At 66.3% G+C, this 20,594-nt stretch carries 18 protein-coding genes; 12 read left to right on the forward strand and 6 right to left on the reverse strand.

Annotated features, from left to right (window positions below):
* Positions 1-31: 31 nt before the first annotated feature.
* Positions 32-1,534 (reverse strand): DUF1800 domain-containing protein, encoded by a 1,503-nt coding sequence (locus G3N99_RS07415; RefSeq protein WP_206122039.1) that lies wholly within the window; start codon positions 1,532-1,534, stop codon positions 32-34.
* Positions 1,535-1,666: 132 nt separating this feature from the next.
* A complete protein-coding gene (locus tag G3N99_RS07420; RefSeq protein WP_174941234.1) occupies positions 1,667-1,945 on the reverse strand; it encodes a hypothetical protein in 279 nt (92 codons plus the stop codon).
* Positions 1,946-2,212: 267 nt separating this feature from the next.
* Here G3N99_RS07420 and ompR point away from each other — a divergent pair, with 267 nt between their 5' ends.
* The 4 genes from ompR (at position 2,213) to G3N99_RS07440 (ending at position 5,682) form a co-directional block, all read left to right on the forward strand.
* Positions 2,213-2,938 carry a two-component system response regulator OmpR gene (gene ompR / locus G3N99_RS07425; protein ID WP_004199523.1) on the forward strand — a complete coding sequence of 242 codons (726 nt, stop codon included), beginning with the start codon at positions 2,213-2,215 and terminating at the stop codon, positions 2,936-2,938.
* A gap of 40 nt (positions 2,939-2,978) precedes the next feature.
* The gene (locus G3N99_RS07430) at positions 2,979-4,340 is read left to right on the forward strand and encodes an ATP-binding protein (RefSeq protein WP_043188038.1); all 1,362 of its coding nucleotides are present in this window, start codon (positions 2,979-2,981) and stop codon (positions 4,338-4,340) included.
* Between the two features lie 189 nt (positions 4,341-4,529).
* Positions 4,530-5,078 (forward strand): peroxiredoxin, encoded by a 549-nt coding sequence (locus tag G3N99_RS07435; protein ID WP_011352387.1) that lies wholly within the window; start codon positions 4,530-4,532, stop codon positions 5,076-5,078.
* A gap of 76 nt (positions 5,079-5,154) precedes the next feature.
* Positions 5,155-5,682: a carboxymuconolactone decarboxylase family protein gene (locus tag G3N99_RS07440; RefSeq protein ID WP_011352388.1), complete on the forward strand. Its 528-nt coding sequence runs from the start codon at positions 5,155-5,157 to the stop codon at positions 5,680-5,682.
* 131 nt (positions 5,683-5,813) lie between these two features.
* Here the strand turns inward: G3N99_RS07440 and ispF are convergent, their stop codons facing one another.
* Positions 5,814-6,299, reverse strand: a complete 486-nt coding sequence (gene ispF / locus G3N99_RS07445) for a 2-C-methyl-D-erythritol 2,4-cyclodiphosphate synthase (protein ID WP_011352389.1) — start codon at positions 6,297-6,299, stop codon at positions 5,814-5,816.
* A 28-nt stretch (positions 6,300-6,327) separates the two neighbouring features.
* Positions 6,328-7,038: a 2-C-methyl-D-erythritol 4-phosphate cytidylyltransferase gene (gene ispD, locus G3N99_RS07450; RefSeq protein WP_011352390.1), complete on the reverse strand. Its 711-nt coding sequence runs from the start codon at positions 7,036-7,038 to the stop codon at positions 6,328-6,330.
* Positions 7,039-7,145: 107 nt separating this feature from the next.
* Between ispD and mfd the strand changes: the two genes are divergently transcribed.
* From mfd to G3N99_RS07470, 4 genes are all read left to right on the forward strand, one after another.
* Entirely contained in the window at positions 7,146-10,616 is a 3,471-nt protein-coding gene (gene mfd / locus G3N99_RS07455) for a transcription-repair coupling factor (protein ID WP_174988262.1), read from the forward strand.
* Between the two features lie 105 nt (positions 10,617-10,721).
* Positions 10,722-11,942: an acetylornithine deacetylase gene (gene argE / locus G3N99_RS07460; RefSeq protein ID WP_174941238.1), complete on the forward strand. Its 1,221-nt coding sequence runs from the start codon at positions 10,722-10,724 to the stop codon at positions 11,940-11,942.
* A gap of 60 nt (positions 11,943-12,002) precedes the next feature.
* Positions 12,003-13,022, forward strand: coding sequence for a threonine/serine dehydratase (locus G3N99_RS07465; RefSeq protein WP_174941240.1), 1,020 nt, complete (start codon positions 12,003-12,005; stop codon positions 13,020-13,022).
* A gap of 145 nt (positions 13,023-13,167) precedes the next feature.
* Positions 13,168-13,599 carry a DUF3574 domain-containing protein gene (locus G3N99_RS07470; protein ID WP_206122040.1) on the forward strand — a complete coding sequence of 144 codons (432 nt, stop codon included), beginning with the start codon at positions 13,168-13,170 and terminating at the stop codon, positions 13,597-13,599.
* An 84-nt stretch (positions 13,600-13,683) separates the two neighbouring features.
* On the opposite strand, the gene G3N99_RS07475 is transcribed toward G3N99_RS07470, so the two are convergent.
* Positions 13,684-16,200, reverse strand: coding sequence for a penicillin-binding protein 1A (locus G3N99_RS07475; protein ID WP_174941244.1), 2,517 nt, complete (start codon positions 16,198-16,200; stop codon positions 13,684-13,686).
* A 443-nt stretch (positions 16,201-16,643) separates the two neighbouring features.
* Between G3N99_RS07475 and G3N99_RS07480 the strand changes: the two genes are divergently transcribed.
* The 4 genes from G3N99_RS07480 to G3N99_RS07495 all read left to right on the forward strand — a co-directional run bounded on the left by G3N99_RS07480 (position 16,644) and on the right by G3N99_RS07495 (position 20,020).
* On the forward strand, positions 16,644-17,324 hold the full coding sequence (locus tag G3N99_RS07480) for a PspA/IM30 family protein (protein WP_174941246.1): 681 nt from the start codon (positions 16,644-16,646) through the stop codon (positions 17,322-17,324).
* Positions 17,325-17,412: 88 nt separating this feature from the next.
* The gene (locus G3N99_RS07485; RefSeq protein ID WP_206122041.1) at positions 17,413-18,576 is read left to right on the forward strand and encodes a tetratricopeptide repeat protein; all 1,164 of its coding nucleotides are present in this window, start codon (positions 17,413-17,415) and stop codon (positions 18,574-18,576) included.
* Positions 18,577-18,808: 232 nt separating this feature from the next.
* On the forward strand, positions 18,809-19,240 hold the full coding sequence (gene mscL / locus G3N99_RS07490; protein ID WP_059233903.1) for a large conductance mechanosensitive channel protein MscL: 432 nt from the start codon (positions 18,809-18,811) through the stop codon (positions 19,238-19,240).
* A gap of 333 nt (positions 19,241-19,573) precedes the next feature.
* Complete coding sequence (locus G3N99_RS07495; protein ID WP_027784713.1) at positions 19,574-20,020, forward strand: hypothetical protein; 447 nt, start codon at positions 19,574-19,576, stop codon at positions 20,018-20,020.
* A 66-nt stretch (positions 20,021-20,086) separates the two neighbouring features.
* Here G3N99_RS07495 and G3N99_RS07500 read toward each other — a convergent pair.
* Positions 20,087-20,594, reverse strand: a 508-nt coding sequence (locus tag G3N99_RS07500; RefSeq protein ID WP_206122042.1) for an NAD-binding protein, incomplete at its 5' end; no start/stop codon positions are given.

A 20,594-nucleotide genomic window follows, 5' to 3' on the forward strand; every position in this document is an offset into this window, starting at 1 on the left:
GCACCGGCTCCCCGCTTCATCGTCGTTCGAATCATTTCAGTTGATAGGCCGGATCCATCAGCAGCGCCTCAAGATACGCGCTGCCGGTCGAATCCGTGTCGATCGCCGCGACCGGCGACAGTTGCAGCACCGCGTGCTGCAACTGAAGCTCGGTCGACAAGCCCGCGATCGCCTGCGGCCGTGCGCGATATTGTGCAAGCCAGCGTTCGAGGTCGAAACGCAGGCCGGCGCGAGCAGGCTTGGCGGGCGTGCTGCGCATGCCGGCAGCGGACGCCGTATCGACCACCGGCATCGCATGCGCGCGGACATTCGGCGCTGGCGACATCGCATGCGCCGGCGGGTGCATGCCGGCCGTCTCCGTCGCGCGGAACAGTTGTTCGACGAACTGCTTGCGTGCGAGCAACGTGGTGCTGTTGATCCACAGCGCGCCGCCCGGCCAGCCCTTCACGTTCGGCGGGTAGAACAGGTTCTGCCCGAGCGTGCGCACGGTGTTCGCGAGCATCTGCGGATCGCCGTATGACACGTCGAACAGCCGCACCGACCCGACGACGAATTCCACCGGCGACTTGACGAGCACGCCTCGGTTGCGTGGATCCCAGAAGGCGTCGGTCGACCACAGCGCGGCGAGCGCCGCGCGAATGTCGTAGCCGCTCGAACGAAACCGTTCGGCCACCGCATCGAGCGCGCCCGGATCGGGCGTATCCGACACGAACTCGCGCCACAGCCTGGCGGCGATGAAGCGCGCGGTGCCGGGCCGCTTCAGCAGGATGTCGAGAAAGCCATCGCCGTCGAACGGCCCCGTTTCGCCGAGGATCGTCTTGTCGCCCGCATCGTGCAGATCCGGCCGCACCTCGAAGCGATAGGTATCGGGATCGACGGTCCAGCCCGTCATCGCACGCGCGGCTTCGGTCACGTCGTATTGCGTGTAATGCCCTTCGCCGAGCGTGAACAGCTCCATCACCTCGCGCGCGAAATTCTCGTTCGGGCGCCCCTTGCGATTGCTCGCGCCGTCGAGGTACTGCAGCATCGCCGGATCCTTCGCGACCGCGTGCAGCAGCACGCCGAAATTGCCGAGCGCCTCGCGGCGAAACAGTGCGTTCTGCGCCGCCATCGTCTGCGGGTAAGGCACCTTGTCCTGCCCCGACGTGAAGTGCCCGTGCCAGAACAGCGTCATGCGCTCGGTGAGCGGCGACGGCGTCACGATCATCTCGTTGACCCACGCCGCGCGCAGCGCATCGTACCGGACGTTGCGCTCGCGCTGCTCGTCGCGCCGCATGTCGGGGGTCAGCGCCTGGCGCTGCGCGCGCGTCGGCGGCAACTCGGCGATCCAGTCGGGCCATGTCGTGACAGGGTCGCGGCGAACGTTGCCGAGCGTGTCGGCCACGACCTGCGCACGCGTCATGCCGACGATGCGCGCAACATCGGCGGGCGCGGGAGAAAAGCCGGTACGGCTCAGGAAAAACAATGCATCGTCGGCGTCGAGCGGCGACTGCATCGCAGGCGACGGCGCCGGTGCGGCAGCGTTCGCTTTCATCGTCATGGACTCCCGGAACGCACCGGCGGTGCGGATGCCGGTACAACGGCAATCAGCAGGCGAAAGTTGACGGAAAAATTGCTACGAATCTTTTCCGCGCGGCATGTTCCGCGCAAGGCGAAGGACGGCGCGTCAGCGCTTGTACAGCTCGCGAACGGCGTCCTCGATGTGCTGGCGCAAAAGGTGGCGCTCCTCGGGCGTCATGTGCCCGTCGCGGCGGTGCTGTTCGAGATCGGGAGGCACGGCGGAACGGACCGTCATCTCGGCGGTACGATCGGACTGCGGCGCTTTGCCGCGCGGCAGCTTGCGCGACGATGCGCCCTGCTCGGGGCGCTGCGCATACGCGAAGTTCGACGCATACGGACCGGCAAGCGCGATCGTCAGCATCAGTGCAATCCGGGCAGATCGCATGACCGTCCTCGCTTCTTTGGTCGATTTGTTCCCTTCGTCACGCGGCAACCGGTTACCTCTGGTACTTGAAAAACCCTGCGGAATTCGGGTGTGCAAAGATGAAAGATGGAGTGCAGGGGAGTATCTACCGAATTTCGGCTTCGAGTAAAGGAATCTCTATAGCCTGCCTTTACTCGGCGCGACACTACGGGTAAATTTTGTAACCGACTGTAACGCCCGAAAATACGCGGCCGTGCGTCAATTCCCATTCGCGATAAGATGCCGATCATGGAAACGAAAAACCCCTCCAAGATTCTCGTCGTCGACGACGACCCGCGCCTGCGCGATCTGCTGCGCCGCTATCTCGGCGAGCAGGGTTTCAATGTCTACGTCGCCGAAAACGCGACCGCAATGAACAAGCTCTGGGTACGCGAGCGTTTCGACCTGCTCGTGCTCGACCTGATGCTCCCGGGCGAAGACGGCCTGTCGATCTGCCGCCGCCTGCGCGGCAGCAACGACCGCACGCCGATCATCATGCTCACCGCGAAGGGCGAGGATGTGGATCGCATCGTCGGCCTCGAGATGGGCGCCGACGATTACCTGCCGAAGCCGTTCAACCCGCGCGAACTCGTTGCACGCATTCATGCGGTGCTGCGTCGTCAGGCGCCGGCCGAACTGCCGGGCGCGCCGTCCGAAACCACCGAGGTATTCGAGTTCGGCGAGTTCTCGCTGAACCTCGCGACACGCACGCTGACGAAGTCCGGCCAGGAAATTCCGCTCACCACCGGCGAGTTCTCGGTGCTGAAGGTGTTCGCGCGTCATCCGCGCCAGCCGCTGTCGCGCGAGAAGCTGATGGAACTCGCGCGCGGCCGTGAATATGAAGTGTTCGACCGCAGCCTCGACGTGCAGATCTCGCGCCTGCGCAAACTGATCGAACCGGATCCGGGCAGCCCGCGTTTCATCCAGACCGTCTGGGGCCTCGGCTACGTGTTCATCCCGGACGGCGCCGCCTGATCTTTTTTCTTTCCGGTTTCGCCCGCCCACGGCCCGTCCCATGCGTATCGACCGGCGCCTCCTGCAGCTCGCGTTCGGCGGGCTGTTCTGGCGCACCTTCCTGCTGATCGCGCTGCTGATCTCGGTCAGTCTCGCCGCGTGGTTCCAGAGCTTTCGCGTGATCGAGCGCGAGCCGCGTGCGCAGCGCGTCGCGCTGCAGCTCGTCGCGATCGTGAAGCTCACGCGCACCGCCCTGCTCTATTCCGATCCCGATCTGCGGCGCGCGCTGCTTCAGGATCTCGAGAGCAACGAGGGCGTGCGCGTTTACCCGCGCGAGAAAACCGACAAATTCAAGCTGCAGCCTGACGAATCGCTGAATCGTCTGATCGAACACGACATCCGCAGCCGCCTCGGCGACGATACCGTGATCGCGCAGTCGGTCAACGACATTCCCGGCGTATGGATCAGCTTCAAGATCGACGACGACGATTACTGGGTCGCGCTCGACCGCGACCAGCTCGACAACGTCACGGGCCTGCAGTGGGCCGGCTGGGGGCTGTTCGCGCTCGCGTTGTCGCTATTCGGCTCCGCGTTCATCACGAGCCTCGTGAACCGGCCGTTCTCGCGGCTTGCGCTCGCCGCGCGGCAGATCGGCTCAGGCCAGACGCCCGAGCTGCTGCCCGAGCGCGGGATGGGCGTCGCGGCCGACACCAACCGCAGCTTCAACCAGATGGTGCGCGACCTCGAGCAGCTCGAGGCCGACCGTGCGCTGATGCTCGCGGGCATCTCGCACGACCTGCGCACCCCGCTCGCGCGGCTGCGGCTCGAAACCGAGATGAGCCCGTCCGACCAGGCGACCAAGGATGCGATGGTCGACGATATCGAGCAGATGGACCGCATCATCGCGGCCTTCATCGACTACGCCCGCCCGTCGCAACGCAAACCGGAGCCCGTCGACCTGTCGTCGATCGCGCAAGAAGTCGCCGCGCGCGTGTCGGGCGAGGACGGCGTCGAGATCCGCACGCGGCTCGCGCCGAGCGCGGTGATCGAAGCCGACGAGACCGACATGCGCCGCGTGATCGGCAACCTCGTCGAGAACGCGCGCAAATATGGGCAGAGCAAGCAGGACGGCGTATCGCGCATCACGCTCGAGACGCGCGTGTCGCACGCACGCGTCGAGCTGTCGGTGAGCGACGAAGGCCCCGGCATCCCCGAGGATCAACTGCCGCTCGTGATGCGGCCGTTCTACCGCGTCGACACCGCCCGCACCAAGGCGGACGGCACAGGCCTCGGGATGGCGATCGTGCTGCGCCTCGTCGGCCGCTATCGCGGCGCGCTGCGCCTGCGCAACCGCAACCCCGAAGCGGGCCTCGAAGTCACACTCGAATTCCCCGGCGCCGGCAAGGCGCGTGCGACTGCGTGACGCGCTCGCGCACACTTCTTGCGCTGCACACTATCGATCCGGTTGAAAAAAACTATGAAGATCGTTAGTCAAAATCTATTGAAGCACTTTACTAATAGTGTTATAGTTTTGCCCATGCTGTCACATCATCGTTGCAGCACCGAGGTAGCTTGACTCAGTCTTCTTCCCAACTCATACAGGAGTATCCGCATGAAAACCGTGGGCGATAAACTCGAAGCTTTCACCGTCGTAGCCGCGAAGCCGGGCTTCAATCATCACGAGGAAAACGGCCAGTCGGCATTCGAGACCGTCACCGAAGCGTCGTTCCCGGGCAAGTGGAAGATCATCTACTTCTATCCGAAGGATTTCACGTTCGTGTGCCCGACGGAAATCGTCGAATTCGCGAAGCTCACGAAGCAGTTCGAAGAGCGCGATGCCATCCTGCTGGGCGGCAGCTCGGACAACGAATTCGTCAAGCTCGCATGGCGCCGTGAGCACAAGGACCTCGACAAGCTGAACCACTACGCGTTCGGCGACGTCAAGGGCGAGCTGATCGACCAGCTCGGCGTGCGCGACAAGGAAGCCGGCGTGGCCCTGCGTGCAACGTTCATCGTCGATCCGGACAACACGATCCAGCACGTTTCGGTGAACAACCTGAACGTCGGCCGCAGCCCGGAAGAAGTCCTGCGGATTCTGGACGGCCTGCAAACGGACGAACTGTGCCCGTGCAACCGTGCAGTCGGCGGCGCAACGCTGTAAGCGCATCGATGCACGAAGCCCGCGGCGCACGTCCTGCCTGCGGGCTTTTTTAACGGCCAACCCATAGGAGATATCAATGGAATTCATCGATTCGATTAAGGCACGTATTCCCGACTACGCGAAGGACATTCGCCTGAACCTCGACGGCACGATCTCGCGCTCGTCGCTCGAAGGCACCGACGCGGTCGGCGTCGCGCTGGCGGCGGCCATCGCGGCGAAGAGCACGGTGCTCATCAAGACGATCCGCGAAGCCGGCGTCCTGTCGCCCGAGGAGACGAACGCCGTGCTGACGGCGGCCGCGCTGATGGGGATGAACAACACCTGGTATCCGTATGTCGAGATGGCCGACGATGCCGACCTGAAGACGCAACGCGCCGAACTGCGGATGGGCGCGTATGCGACGCACGGTGGCGTCGACAAGCGCAAGTTCGAGATGTACGCGCTCGCCGCGTCGATCGTCGGCAAGTGCCACTTCTGCGTGAAGTCGCACTATGCGCTGCTGAAGAACGAGCAAGGGATGACCGTCACGCAGCTGCGCGACGTCGGCCGTATCGCGTCGGTGATCAACGCCGCCGCGCAAGTGATCGCCGCAGAAGGCGAATAAGCGGTTGCACCACCCGGCCGGCGGTCGCGCCGGCCCGGTGGCCGCGCCAAACGAAAATGCCACGCATCCGCGTGGCATTTTTCATTTCCGCGGCGCGGCGCGGCGGGCGAACCGCGCGCCGCAGCCGGGCGTCAGCCGCCCTGCTTCACCAGCAGCGCGGCGGCCTGCGCCTCGATCCCCTCGCCGCGGCCAAGATAGCCGAGCTTCTCGTTGGTCTTCGCCTTCACGTTCACGCGGTCGAGCGGCAGGCCGAGATCGGCCGCGATGTTCGCGCGCATCCCGTCGATATGCGGCGCCAGCTTCGGCGCCTGGGCGATCACGGTGCTGTCGACGTTCTGGATCGTGAAACCGGCCGCATTGATGCGTGCGACGCACTCGCGCAGCAGCACGCGGCTGTCGGCGCCCTTGAATGCCGCGTCCGTGTCGGAGAAATGGCGGCCGATGTCGCCAAGCGCCGCCGCGCCGAACAGCGCGTCGGTGATCGCGTGCAGCAGCACGTCCGCGTCCGAGTGGCCGAGCAGGCCGCGTTCGTACGGAATCGTCACGCCGCCGATGATGAGGGGGCGCCCCTCGACGAGCTGGTGCACGTCGTAGCCTTGTCCGATTCTGAAATCCATGCGTATTCCGATTGTGAGGGGGTGAAAGTCAGGAAGCGTTCGTGGAGCGCGCGAGGATCGCCTCCGCGAGCGCGAAATCTTCCGGGTACGTGACCTTGAAATTGCGCAGGCTGCCCTGCACGACGCGCGGCGTATGGCCGGCCCATTCGATCGCGCTCGCTTCGTCGGTCAGGTCGTGCCCTTCCCGCTGCGCGCGCAGGATCGCCTCGCGCAGCATGCCGATGCGGAACATCTGCGGCGTCTGCGCCTGCCACAGCGCGTCGCGCGACTCGGTGCGCGCGATCGCGTCGCCGCCGGCCGGCACGCGCTTGAGCGTATCGGCCACCGGCAGCGCGACGATGCCGCCGACCGGATCATCCTTCAGCGTCGCGACGAGCGTGCGGATCAGCTCCGGCGTGATGCCCGGGCGCGCGGCGTCGTGCACCAGCACCCAGTCGTGGTCGGTTGCGCCGAATTCGGCCAGTTCGAGCAGCCCGTTCAGCACCGACGCCTGGCGCGAGCCACCGCCGCAGCGGCGCACCGCGAAGCGCAGGCCCGCGAAGCGGCGCGCGTCGAAATGGGAATCGTCGGGCGCGAGGACGACGAGCGTCTGCGCGAATTCGCTGCACGCGTCGAACGCGGCAAGCGTGTAGTGCAGCAGCGCGCGGCCGGCCAGCGTGCGGTATTGCTTCGGCACGGCCGAGCCGGAACGGCTGCCGGTGCCGGCACAGGGAATCAGGGCGAAAAGTCGGGGAGTCACGAAGGGAAACGCCGGAAAGATGAAATCGAGAAGCGGATTTTATAATAGGTCTTTCGTCTCGACCGGCGCACCGCGATGCGCCCGTGCACGCCACCCCTGTCGTCCCTATGCCAGATAACGCTTCCACCCCGTCCGCCTCGCCCGTTGCCCGCGTCAAGCCCGGCCAGCGCTTCGCCTTCGACGGCGCGCATGGTTCCGCCGACGCGCTCGCCATCGCCCGTTATCTCGCCGACAACCGCCAGGACGTGCCGCTCCTCGCGGTGATCTGCGCGAACGCGGTCGATGCTCAGCGGCTCTCGCAGGAAATCCGCTACTTCTCGCCCGACGCGCGCGTACGCCTGCTGCCGGACTGGGAAACGCTGCCGTACGACACCTTCTCGCCGCACCAGGATCTCGTATCCGAGCGTCTCGCGACGCTGCACGACCTCGGCGAGGGCCGCTGCGACATCCTGCTCGTGCCCGCGACCACCGCGCTGTACCGGATGCCGCCCGCGTCGTTCATGGCCGCGTACACGTTCGCATTCGCGCAGGGCGAGCGGCTCGACGAGGCGAAGCTGAAGGCGCAGCTCACGCTGGCCGGCTACGAGCACGTGAGCCAGGTCGTGCGGCCCGGCGAATACTGCGTCCGCGGCTCGCTGATCGACCTGTACCCGATGGGCTCGCCGCTGCCGTACCGGATCGACCTGTTCGACGACCAGGTCGACTCGATCCGCGCGTTCGACCCCGACACGCAGCGCAGCCTCTACCCGGTGCGCGACGTGCGTCTCCTGCCCGGCCGCGAGTTTCCGTTCGACGAGGCCGCGCGCACGGCCTTCCGCAGCCGCTGGCGCGAGACCTTCGAAGGCGACCCGAGCCGCGCGCCGATCTACAAGGACATCGGCAACGGCGTGCCGTCGGCCGGCATCGAGTACTACCTGCCGCTGTTCTTCGACGAAACCGCCACGCTGTTCCACTACCTGCCGCAGGACGCTCACCTCGTGTTCACCGGCGATCTCGAGGCGTCGATCCGCCGCTTCACGGCGGATACGAAGCAGCGCCATGCGTTCCTCGCGCACGATCGCGAGCGGCCGATCCTCGAACCGCAGCGCCTGTTCCTGTCCGACGAGGATTTCTTCGCGTTCGCGAAGCCGTTCGCACGGGTCGTACTGCCCGCGCAGCCGGCCGGCGGCTGGGCGACGGGACTGCCCGAGCTCACCGTCGATCGCCATGCCGACGATCCGCTCGCGTCGCTGCGCACGTTCGTCGAATCGTCAGGCAAGCGCGTGCTGCTGACCGTCGAATCGGCCGGCCGCCGCGAGACGATCCTGCAGCTGCTCGCCGAACACCATCTGCGCCCCGCATCGAACGACCACTTCGCCGGCTGGCTCGAGAGCGACGAACGCTTCGCACTCGGCGTCGCGCCGCTCGCGAACGGCTTCGCGGTGCCGGGCGAAGGCTATGCGGTCGTCACCGAAACCGAACTGTACGGCGCGCTCGGCCGCCGCGCGGGCCGCCGCCGGCAGGAACAGGCCAGCAACGTCGACGCGATGGTGCGCGACCTGTCGGAGCTGAAGGTCGGCGACCCGGTCGTCCACGCGCAGCACGGCATCGGCCGCTACATGGGCCTCGTGTCGATGGATCTCGGCGAAGGCGAAACCGAATTCCTGCATCTCGAATACTCGGGCGACAGCAAGCTCTACGTGCCCGTCGCGCAATTGCACGTGATCTCGCGCTATAGCGGCGCCGATCCCGACAGCGCACCGCTGCACGCGCTCGGCTCCGGCCAGTGGGAACGCGCGAAGCGCAAGGCCGCGCAGCAGATCCGCGATACCGCTGCCGAGCTGCTGAACCTGTACGCGCGCCGCGCGGCCCGCGAAGGCCACGCGTTCTCGCTCGATCCGCGCGACTACGTGAAGTTCGCCGAAAGCTTCGGCTTCGAGGAAACGCCCGACCAGGCGGCCGCCATCGCGGCCGTGATCGGCGACATGACGAGCGGCAAGCCGATGGACCGCCTCGTGTGCGGCGACGTCGGCTTCGGCAAGACCGAGGTCGCACTGCGCGCCGCGTTCATCGCGGTGCTGGGCGGCAAGCAGGTCGCGCTGCTGTCGCCGACCACGCTGCTCGCCGAGCAGCACACGCAGACCTTCGCCGACCGCTTCGCGGACTGGCCGGTGCGGATCGTCGAGCTGTCGCGCTTCAAGACCGCGAAGGAAGTCAACGCGGCGATCGCGCAAATCAACGAAGGCAGCGTCGACATCGTGATCGGAACGCACAAGCTGCTGTCGTCGGACGTGCAGTTCAAGCGCCTCGGCCTCGTGATCATCGACGAGGAACACCGCTTCGGCGTGCGCCAGAAGGAAGCGCTGAAGGCGCTGCGCGCGGAAGTCGACGTGCTGACGCTCACCGCGACGCCGATCCCGCGCACGCTCGGGATGGCGCTCGAAGGGCTGCGCGATTTCTCGGTCATTGCAACCGCGCCGCAGAAACGGCTCGCAATCAAGACCTTCGTGCGCCGCGAGGAAGAAAGCGTGATCCGCGAGGCGATGCTGCGCGAGTTGAAGCGCGGCGGCCAGGTGTACTTCCTGCACAACGAGGTCGAGACGATCGAGAACCGCAAGGCGATGCTCGAGGCGCTCGTGCCCGAAGCGCGCATCGTGATCGCGCACGGCCAGATGCACGAACGCGAACTCGAACGGGTGATGCGCGATTTCGTCGCGCAGCGCGCGAACGTGCTGCTGTGCACGACCATCATTGAAACCGGCATCGACGTGCCGAGCGCGAACACGATCATCATGCACCGCTCGGACAAGTTCGGTCTCGCGCAGCTTCACCAGCTGCGTGGCCGCGTCGGCCGCTCGCATCACCAGGCGTACGCATACCTGCTGGTCCACGATCCGCAGGCGCTGACCAAGCAGGCCCAGCGCCGGCTGGAAGCGATCCAGCAGATGGAGGAACTAGGCTCGGGCTTCTATCTCGCGATGCACGACCTCGAGATCCGCGGCACCGGCGAGGTGCTCGGCGACAAGCAGTCGGGCGAAATCCACGAGATCGGCTTCCAGCTCTATACGGACATGCTGAATGACGCGGTGAAGGCGCTGAAGAACGGCAAGGAGCCCGACCTCACCGCCCCGCTCGCCGCGACGACGGAAATCAACCTGCATGCACCGGCGATCCTGCCGGCCGACTACTGCGCGGACGTGCAGGAGCGGCTGTCGCTGTACAAGCGCCTCGCGAACTGCGAGCACGGCGACGCGATCGACGGCATCCAGGAAGAGCTGATCGACCGCTTCGGCAAGCTGCCACCGCAGGCGCATGCGCTCGTCGAGACGCACCGGCTGCGGATCGCCGCGAAGCCACTCGGCATCGTGAAGATCGATGCGAGCGAGGTGGCGATCGGGCTGCAGTTCGAGCCGAATCCGCCGATCGATCCGATGCGGATCATCGAGATGGTGCAGAAGCATCGGCACATCAAGCTCGCGGGCCAGGACAAGCTGCGCATCGAGACGCGCTCGCCCGATCTCGCGATCCGCGTGTCGACGATCAAGGAAACGCTGCGCGCGCTCGGACCCAAGCAGGGAGCGGCTGCCGCGGTGCGCTGATGCGATAGTGACAGGTGCGGCGTTGCTGCACCGCACTGCGGCCGACGCGGGCGGGCCGACGCGTTTTTGAGTATGATTTTCCCATTCATCAGACGGAGTTTTGCCATGTCCACTCTCGACGCGACCGCGCCGTCCGCCGCAACCCAAGGCGACGCGTCGCTCGTCAGCCTGCCCTGGATCAAGCAACTGGTGTCGATGGACACGACGAGCCGCGTGCCGAACCTCGGCCTGATCGAAACGGTACGCGACGCGCTCGCCGCGAAAGGCATCGCCTCGACGATCACGCACGATCCGCGTGAAGGCTGGGCGAACCTGTTCGCCACCGTGCCCGCGCACGACGGCTCGACGAACGGCGGCATCGTGCTGTCGGGGCATACCGACGTCGTGCCGGTCGACGGCCAGCAATGGGACAGCAACCCGTTTGCTCCGGAGATCCGCGACGGCCGCCTGTACGGCCGCGGCACCTGCGACATGAAGGGCTTCATCGGCACCGCGCTCGCGCTGCTGCCCGAGATGCAGGCCACCCAGCTCGCGAAGCCGATCCATTTCGCGCTGTCCTACGACGAGGAAATCGGCTGCGCGGGCGCACCGCTGATGATTGCGGATCTGGTCAAGCGCGGCGTGCAACCGTCCGGCTGCATCGTCGGCGAGCCGACCAGCATGCGGCCGATCATCGCGCACAAGGGCATCAACGCGTACCGCTGCTGCGTGCGCGGCCACGCGGCGCATTCGTCGCTGACGCCGAAGGGGCTGAACGCGATCGAGTATGCGGCGCGCCTCATCTGCCACATCCGCGACATTGCCGACCGCTTCCGCGCCGAAGGGCCATTCGACGCGCTGTACGACGTGCCGTTCACGACCGCTCAGACGAGCACGATCCAGGGCGGCAACGCGATCAACACGGTGCCGGCCGAATGCCGGTTCGACTTCGAGTTCCGCAACCTGCCGACGCTCGATCCCGAGCAGATCTTCACGCGCATCGAAGCGTATGCACGGGAAACACTGCTGCCGCAGATGCTGCGCGAGCATCCGAATGCCGCGATCGAGTTCTCGAAGATCGCCGCGGCGCCCGGCCTCGACGCCACCGAACAAGCCGCGATCACGCAACTCGTGCGCGCGCTGACGGCCGACCAGGACAAACGCAAGGTCGCCTACGGCACCGAAGCCGGCCTGTTCGAACGCGCGGGCATCCCGAGCGTCGTATGCGGGCCCGGCAACATCGAACAGGCGCACAAGCCGAACGAATATGTCGAGCTTGCGCAGCTCGCCGGCTGCGAGCAGTTCCTGCGCAAGTTCATCCGCAGCATGTCGGTCGACGCGCACTGACTGCCCCCCGCCACGCCGGCCCGCGTGTGCGGGTCGGCCCACTCCGCCACCCGCCACGTCATGTCGACTGAACAACAGGGCACCGCCCATACGACGATCGACGGCGAGCCGATCCCGACGCTCGACGAAATCGCCGCGCAGCATTTCGCGCTGTCGCCCTGGGTCGCGCGCACGCCCGTGTTCGAACGCGCCGACCTGCCGTCCCTCGAGGGCACGCACGTCAACTTCAAGTTCGAGTTGCTGCAGGTCAGCGGCAGCTTCAAGGCGCGCGGCGCATTCACGCACCTGCTCGCACTCGACGAGGCGCGCAAGAACGCCGGCGTCACCTGCGTGTCGGCCGGCAATCACGCGGCGGCCGTCGCGTATGCGGCGATGCGGCTCGGCAGCAGCGCCAAGGTCGTGATGTTCCATACCGCAAGCCCGTCGCGCATCGCGCAGTGCAAGCAGTACCGCGCGGAAGTCGTGCTGGCGGGCAGCGCGTCGCAGGCGTTCGATCTGGTCCGGCGGATCGAGGCCGAGGAAGGCCGCTTCTTCATCCATCCGTTCAACGGCTATCACACGATCCTCGGCACCGCGACGCTCGGCTACGAATGGGCGACGCAGACCCCCGACCTCGACGCGGTGATCGTGCCGATCGGCGGCGGCGGGCTCGCGGCCGGCATGGCGACCGCGCTGCGGCTCGCGAATCCGCGCGTGCACGTGTACGGCGTCGAGCCGGAAGGCGCCGATGCGATGAGCCGCAGCTTCGCGGCGAATCACACGATCAAGATGAGCGCGATGCAGACGATCGCCGATTCGCTGATGGCGCCGCATACCGAGGAATACAGCTACCAGCTGTGCCGGCGCCACGTCGACCGCATCGTCACCGTCTCCGACGACGCGCTGCGTGCCGCGATGCTGTTCCTGTTCTCGCAACTGAAACTGTCGGTCGAACCGGCGTGCGCGGCTGCGCTGGCCGCCCTGCTCGGCCCGCTGCGCGAAACACTGCAGGGCAAGCGCGTCGGCGTGCTGCTATCCGGCACCAATACCGACCCCGGCACACTCGGCATGCATCTCGCGCACGCGAAACTGCAGCACTGACCCCACATCGGGCACGCTCGGACAAACCTAGGGTTATCCCCAGATTATGTTGACAGCCCTGTTGATAACCCGCCGGACAAGCACGCAAGTGGTTGAGCGCGCAGCGTTTTGCGCGCGCGGAGGTCGATCGTCACGAAATGGGCAAATGCGGTCGCTGGCCGCATGCGCGATGGCGGTCGCGCTGCTCGCCGGTTGCGCGGCACCACCTTCGCCCGTCGTCAGCGCACCGTCGGCCTGTACGCAGCCGGGCGAGAACCCGATGCTGCAGGCCGACCTGCTGTTCGGGCGCGACATCACGGGGCGCGGCCCCGTCACCGATGCGGAGCGCGCGGCCTTCCTCGCCGACACGGTCACGCCGCGGTTCCCCGACGGCCTCACCTACTGGGACACGCACGGCCAGTGGCGCGACCGCGCAAGCGGCGGGATCACGCGCGAAGACAGCTTCGTGATCCGTATCATCGCCGACGATACGTCCGACACGCGTGCGCGGCTCGCCGCGATCCGGCAAGCATACATGCAGCGATTCCACCAGCAATCGGTCGGCATGACGGTCGTAGCGGCCTGCGCGTCGTTCTGATTTCGCTTCTCTCCGCCGACCATTCGCGCAAAAAAAACGGGCGCCCGAAGGCGCCCGTCGCATGCGGGAACAGCGGCGTGCCGCTTACTTGTTCTCGAACATGTCCATGATCTGCTGCTTCTCCTGCGGCGTGACGGGCGGCGGTGCCAGCCCCGCCGCGCCGGCCGAACCGAGTGCGTCGTTCGCGCTGATCGAATTCTCGGCCGGGTTGATGTCGACGTTCGCGACGAAACCGTTGCCCGGCGTGCGATCGGCGTAGTACAGCTCGCCGTCGATCGAGGTCAGGCCGTCAGGCATCGGCATCTGCTGCTCGGGCACACCGTTCAGCGCGGTGCGCATGTAGTTCACCCAGATCGGCAACGCGAGCTGCGCGCCGAATTCGCGGCTGCCGAGGCTCTTCGGCTGGTCGAAGCCCATCCACGCGACCGCGACGAGCGACTGCTGGTAGCCGGCGAACCAGCCGTCCTTCGCGTCGTTCGTCGTACCGGTCTTGCCCTGCAGGTCGCTGCGGCCCAGTGCGTTGGTGCCCGCGCCCGTGCCGGCCGTCGCGACCGAATGCAGCAGGCTGTTCATCACGTACGCGTTGCGGCCTTCGATCGTGCGCGGCGCCGTGCTGCCCGCGAGCACCGGCTGCGACTTCTGCAGCGCCTGGCCGCGTGCGTCGTCGACCTCGGCGATCAGGTACGGATCGACCTTGTAGCCGCCGTTCGCGAACACCGCATAGCCGGTCGCGAGCTGCAGCGGCGTCACGAGGCCCGCGCCGAGCGCCATCGGAAGGTAAGGCGGCGTCTTCGCGGGATCGAAGCCGAAGCGCTGCGTCACGTACTGCTGCGCGTACTGCGTACCGATCGACGCGAGGATCCGGATCGACACGAGGTTCTTCGAACGCTGCAGGCCGGTGCGCATCGTCATCGGGCCGTCCGGCTGGTCGTCGTCCTTCGGCTCCCATGCGGTGCCGCCCGGCACGCTCGGCGGGAAGTACAGCGGCGCGTCGTTGATCATCGTCGCCGGCCCCATGCCCTTGTCGAGCGATGCCGAGTAGATGAACGGCTTGAACGACGAGCCCGGCTGCCGCCATGCCTGCGTCACGTGGTTGAACTTGCTCTTGTTGAAGTCGAAGCCGCCGACGAGCGAGCGGATCGCACCATCCTGCGGCGCGATCGCGACGAGCGCGCCTTCGACCTGCGGCAGCTGCACGACCTGCCAGCCCGTCTTGCCGTCCTTCAGCACGCGCACGACCGAGCCCGGCTTGATGCGCAGCGTGTCGTTCGCACGGGGGCTGAGCGCGCCCGCCACGAAGCGCAGCCCGGCCGGGCCGATCGTCGTGGTCGCGCCGCCGACGAACTGCACCTCGACCGCGTTCGGCGATGCCGACAGCACGACCGCCGACTGCAGGTCGCCGTTGTCCGGGTGATCGGCGAGTGCGTCGTCGATCGCCTCGTCGCGGTCGTCGCCGGCCGCGGGCAGCTTGATCGTCGCTTCCGGCCCGCGATAGCCGTGGCGGCGCTCGTAGTCGAGAATGCCGCGACGCACGGCCTGGTACGCGGCTTCCTGGTCGGACGAGTTGATCGTCGTCGTGACGGTCAGCCCGCGCGTGTAGGTTTCATCCTTGTATTGCTGGTACATCATCTGCCGCACCATCTCGGCGACGTACTCGCCGTGCACCGCGTACTGGTTGCCCGGCGTGCGCACGTGGATCTCTTCCTTCACGGCCTCGTCGTACTGCGGCTGCGTGATGTAGCCGACCTCGAGCATGCGCTTCAGGATGTATTCCTGGCGCACCTTCGCGCGCTTCGGATTGACGACCGGGTTATACGCCGACGGCGCCTTCGGCAGCCCCGCGAGCATCGCCGCTTCCGCGAGCGTGATGTCCTTCAGGTCCTTGCCGAAATACACGCGCGCAGCGGCAGCGAAGCCGTACGAGCGCTGGCCGAGATAGATCTGGTTCATGTACAGCTCGAGGATCTGGTCCTTCGTCAGGGCCCTCTCGATCTTGTACGCGAGCAGCATTTCGTAAATCTTGCGCGTGTAGGTCTTCTCGCTCGACAGGAAGAAGTTGCGCGCGACCTGCATCGTGATCGTGCTCGCGCCCTGGCGCGCGCCGCCGTGCATCAGGTCGGCGACACCCGCGCGCAGGATGCCGACGAAGTCGACGCCGCCGTGTTCGTAGAAGCGGTAGTCCTCGATCGCGAGCACGGCCTTCTTCATCACGTCCGGGATTTCCTGGAAACGTACGAGGCTGCGGCGCTCTTCGCCGAACTCGCCGATCAACACGTGATCGGCCGTGAACACGCGCAGCGGCACCTTCGGCTGGTAGTTGGTCAGCGCATCGAGCGACGGCAGTTGCGGCGCCATCACGACCAGCGCGTAGCCGACGATCAGCGCGCCGACGATCGCCAGCGTCACGAACAGGCCGGCGAACCACAGCACGACGCGCGAGCCGAACGAGCGACGGTGTCCGCCGCCGCCGCTGCGCTGGGTGCGGCGGTCGTCGTCGCGATCGTCGTCATCGGGGTAATAGGCTCCGGACGGCGAACGGCGCAGCGTGTAGTGGGGTTCGTTCCTGTCGGAAGAAGAAGGCGGTCGTTTGATAATTGGCATGTCGGAATGGCGGGCGTACGTGGCGCCCTCGGACGCATGCGGAAATGCAGGCGAATGAATCAGAGCGGATACAGCGTGATGCGGCTGTCACGTCGACAGACCCCGCCGCGCGGCGATCCGTTCCCGCGACGTGACAGCGCATTTTAATGAAATCGACCGGGTGCCTTCGCGATTTTTTGTAAAAATTCCCGCAATGCCGTGATTTAAGGAACGTATTGTCGGCATCCTCTGCCTATCATGGACACGCAATATGGCGCGCACCGCCGATTTTCTTTCAATCGCGAAAGGTTCGAAATCCTGATGCGCAAGCCGCTTGAACTCGCGCGTTTAAGCCGTATTTAAGTGAACCGGTGGTGTAATATCCGCCGGCTCATGCGGGTCGGAACCGGCTCGCAACGGGCACTGCCGCTCTCACGCGGCGCCTTTCAACCACGGAGGATTTCATGTCGCTTTTCGACTCTGTTTCGCGCACGATCAAAGGCCTGCTGAACGATGCGGCCGATTCGGTACAGGATCCGTCGCGCGACGCACGGCAGATCGTGCGGGAGCTCGACGACAGCATCGGCCGTGCCGAGAATTCGCTGATCGAGATCGAGGCACAGGTCGCGACCCAGCGCAGCAAGCGCGATGCGGCCGACGACAAGGTGAAGAAGTACGAGGACGGCGCGAAGCGCGCACTGCAGTCCGGCGACGAAGCACTCGCACGCGAGGCGCTCGGCGCACAGTCGAACGCGGAAGCCGAGCGTGACGCGCTCGCGGCCGAGCTGTCGACGCTCGAACCGTCGGTCGACAAGCTGAAGGGGCAGATCGCCGACATGCGCCAGCGCCGCAACGACCTGAATGCCCGCTCGAACATCCTGCAGGCCAAGCAGGAAATCGCGCAGGCGAAGGATGTCGCGGCCAGCGCCTTGGGCGGCATCGGCGGCAAGAACCTGTCCGAAGACTTCCAGAAGCTCGAGGACAAGGTCGCACTGCAGAACGCACGCTCGGACGCGCGCCTGAATTCGGCCGACACGTCGAGCGGCAAGGCGCTCGACGACAAGCTCGCCGCGCTGAACAAGGGCCCGTCGGTCGAGGATCGCCTCGCCGCGCTGAAGAAGCAGATGGACACGCCCGCGCAGTAACGGCCGCTGCAGGCAACCGCGCCGCTGCCCGCCCCGGGCGCGGCGCGAACCGATCGTCAGGAGACGGGCGCCTGCGCCCGGTTCGACCATGAAGAAATCTCTCGCCGCACTCGGCCTCTCGCTGATGTTGCTGTCGTCCGCCGCGTTTGCGGTCCCGTCGCTGCAGCAGGTCGAGCAATCGATCGCGCAACGCAACTGGCAGCAAGCCGACACGCAGCTGTCGCAAGTCATCGACGCCCATCCGAACAACGCGCATGCGCGCTACCTGTATGCACAGGTGCTGGACCGCGAGGGCCGCGCATCCAACGCACTCGAGCAGCTGCAGCGCGCGAAGACGCTCGATCCGCAACTCAAGTTCACCGACGCATCGCGCTTCGCGCAGACGGAGTCGCGCATCCGCGCCGACGCCGCACGCGTGAGCGGCAACGCGCCCTCGGCCACGCAGGCCGGCACGCTGCAATCGTCACTCGCGCCCGCCGTCGCGCCGGCCGAAAAGCACGGCCCGTCGACCGGCATGTGGATCGGCCTCGGGCTGATCGTCGCGGTGATCGCGCTGGTGCTGCGCTGGACGCTGCGGCGTGCACGCACCGCCGACGACAGCCGCGCCGACGACGAACGCCGCACGCAGCTCAAGCGCGCCACCGACGTGCTGAACGACATCCGCCCGCTGAAACTCGACGCGAAGCTGTCGACGGCGCCCGGCGCCGCGGCACTCACGGGCGAACTCGAAGCGATCGAGACCGATGCGCGCACGCTCGTCGAATCGCTGTCGAACGGCAAGAATCCGGTGCCGCCGTATCGCGTCGATGAACTCGAACAACGCCATGCAAGTGTGAAGGCACGCGTCGAAGGCCGTCCCGATCCGGCCGCGCAACCCGCGGCACCGGCGAACGGCAGTGGCTCCGTGTATGCGCAGGAAGCCGACCGCATGACGGGCGCGCAAGGCCAGCCGTATCCGCAGCAGCCCTACCCGCAACAGCAACCGCCTGTCGTGATCCAGCAAGGCGGCGGCGGTTTCGGTGGCGGCATGGGCGGGCTGCTGACCGGCGTACTGCTCGGCGAAGCGATGTCGGGCGGCCGCGAGCGCGTGGTCGAACGCGACGTGATCGTCGACGGCGAGCGCCGCCGGCAGGAGAACGACCCGGGCTTCGACCTCGGCCGCGGCGACAGCTCGAACTGGAGCGACGGCAACGGCGGTGGCGGCATGGATCTCGGCAGCAACGACGACGGCTGGACCGACGACAACACCTGACGCTACTCAGCGCGTCGACGCACCCGCGACGCGCTGCAACGCACGCCACGCTCCCCTGCATGGCCGGCCGCGCCGACGCGCGGATTTGTCAATCATTTCAAGATGGACTACCGGCAATGGGGAGCGTTCGCTATCATGCGGCCATCGGCGTGCCACCGACCCTCATTCGACGCTATGCATCCCTGCGCGTCGCGGCATGCCTCCCCTCGCCTCAACCAGGAGAAAGCCGCTCATGAGCATCATCAAGGAATTCAAGGAGTTCGCCGTCAAGGGCAACGTCATGGATCTCGCCGTCGGCGTGATCATCGGCGGCGCGTTCTCGAAGATCGTCGACTCGGTCGTGAAAGACCTCATCATGCCGGTCATCGGCGTGCTGACCGGCGGCCTGGATTTCTCGAACAAGTTCGTTCTGCTCGGCACCATCCCCCCGACGTTCAAGGGTAATCCCGATTCGTTCAAGGACCTGCAGGCCGCGGGTGTCGCCGCGTTCGGTTACGGCTCGTTCATCACGGTGGCAATCAATTTCGTCATCCTCGCGTTCATCATTTTCCTGATGGTGAAATTCATCAACAAGCTGCGCAAGCCGGATGAAGCCGCACCGGCTGCGACGCCGGAAGACACCGTGCTGCTGCGCGAGATCCGCGATTCGCTGAAGCAGCGCTGATCGCCAAGCGCCCCGCCAGCCAGGCCCGCTCCGTGCGGGCCTTTTTATTGCGCACGCGATGCACCGCCGCATGCGGCCTATCTCACTTTTTTGTGACGGGCGAATGCACGCGCGGGGAAAGCAGGTCTATGATGGAGACTAAACGACAGTACGGGCGCCAAGACGCTGGCTGTGTCGATCATGGCGAGCAGGTCGACGGGAGACATTGATCGTCGTACTGCACGAAGGCAGCATTTTCGTGTGCTATAAAGGATCGACATGCGGCGTACATAGCCGGGAGTGGGTCGCATGAAAGTGCCGCATTTCTTGCAATTGTTTTTGAGGCGAGTGTTTATGTCCTTCCCGAAAAAACGTCGGCGTGCCCAGCAGGATGGCCAGGAGTCATTCCTCGCGGTATTGCGCCACTCGAAACCGTTTGCCCAGCTCGACACCAAGATTGCCCGCGCCCGTGCGCAGGACGAACCCGTCCTGTACGCGCATGTGCTGCCCGGTCTCGACGTGCTCCTGTGCAGCGTGCGCGGCGCCCAGCCGCCCTATCCGGCCATCGCCGAACTGCGCAAGCGCTGCATCGAATCGATCGCCAACGCGCTCGAGCAGCCGCTGGACGGCCTCGAGAACGGCGGATACTGGTATGAAGCAAACGGCTTCGGCTTCCTCGTGTTCGCCAGCCGTGCGCGTGCGCGCATCCTGCCCGAGTTTGGTGCAGGCACGAAAGCGAGCCTGCGCGGCGGGCTCGGTCGCCAGAACGCCGGCGACACGACACCTCGCTCCCTCGGCTGATCTCCCTGCCATTCGATGGGCCGCCTCCGGGCGGCCCATCTGCCATTCACGCGCCCCGCTTGCCCGTCACGACGCCTGCTGACGCCCGTTGCCGGGCCGCACGATGTCGATGAACGCAGCGAAATCGGCCGCGGCGAGCCCTTGCGCGGCGCCAAGCCGCAACACCTGCTGCACGGTGGCCGATACCGGCATCACCGCGCCCGTGTCGCGCGCTGCGTCTGCAATCGCATCGACGTCCTTCTGGAACGTGCTGAGCGCGCCGATCGGCGGATGGCCGCCCGACGTCATGCGCGGCACGAACGTCTGCAGCAGCACCGAATCCGCCCAGCCGCCTGCCAGCGCCTCGGCCAGCCGAGCGGCATCGATGCCGCTCGCCTGTGCAAGACCGACGGCCTCGGCGATCGCTGTCACCGTCGCGGTGACGATCGCCTGGTTGCACAGCTTCGCCGTCTGCCCCGCGCCCGCGTCGCCCATGTGCGTCATGCGCGACGCGTACGTGTCGATCAGCGGCCGCACCGCGTCGAGATCGGCCGCACGGCCGCCGGCCATCACCGCAAGCGTGCCGGCCTGCGCG

Origin of the sequence: Burkholderia sp. Ac-20392, assembly GCF_017104585.1 — a bacterium.
GTDB lineage: Bacteria > Pseudomonadota > Gammaproteobacteria > Burkholderiales > Burkholderiaceae > Burkholderia > Burkholderia lata.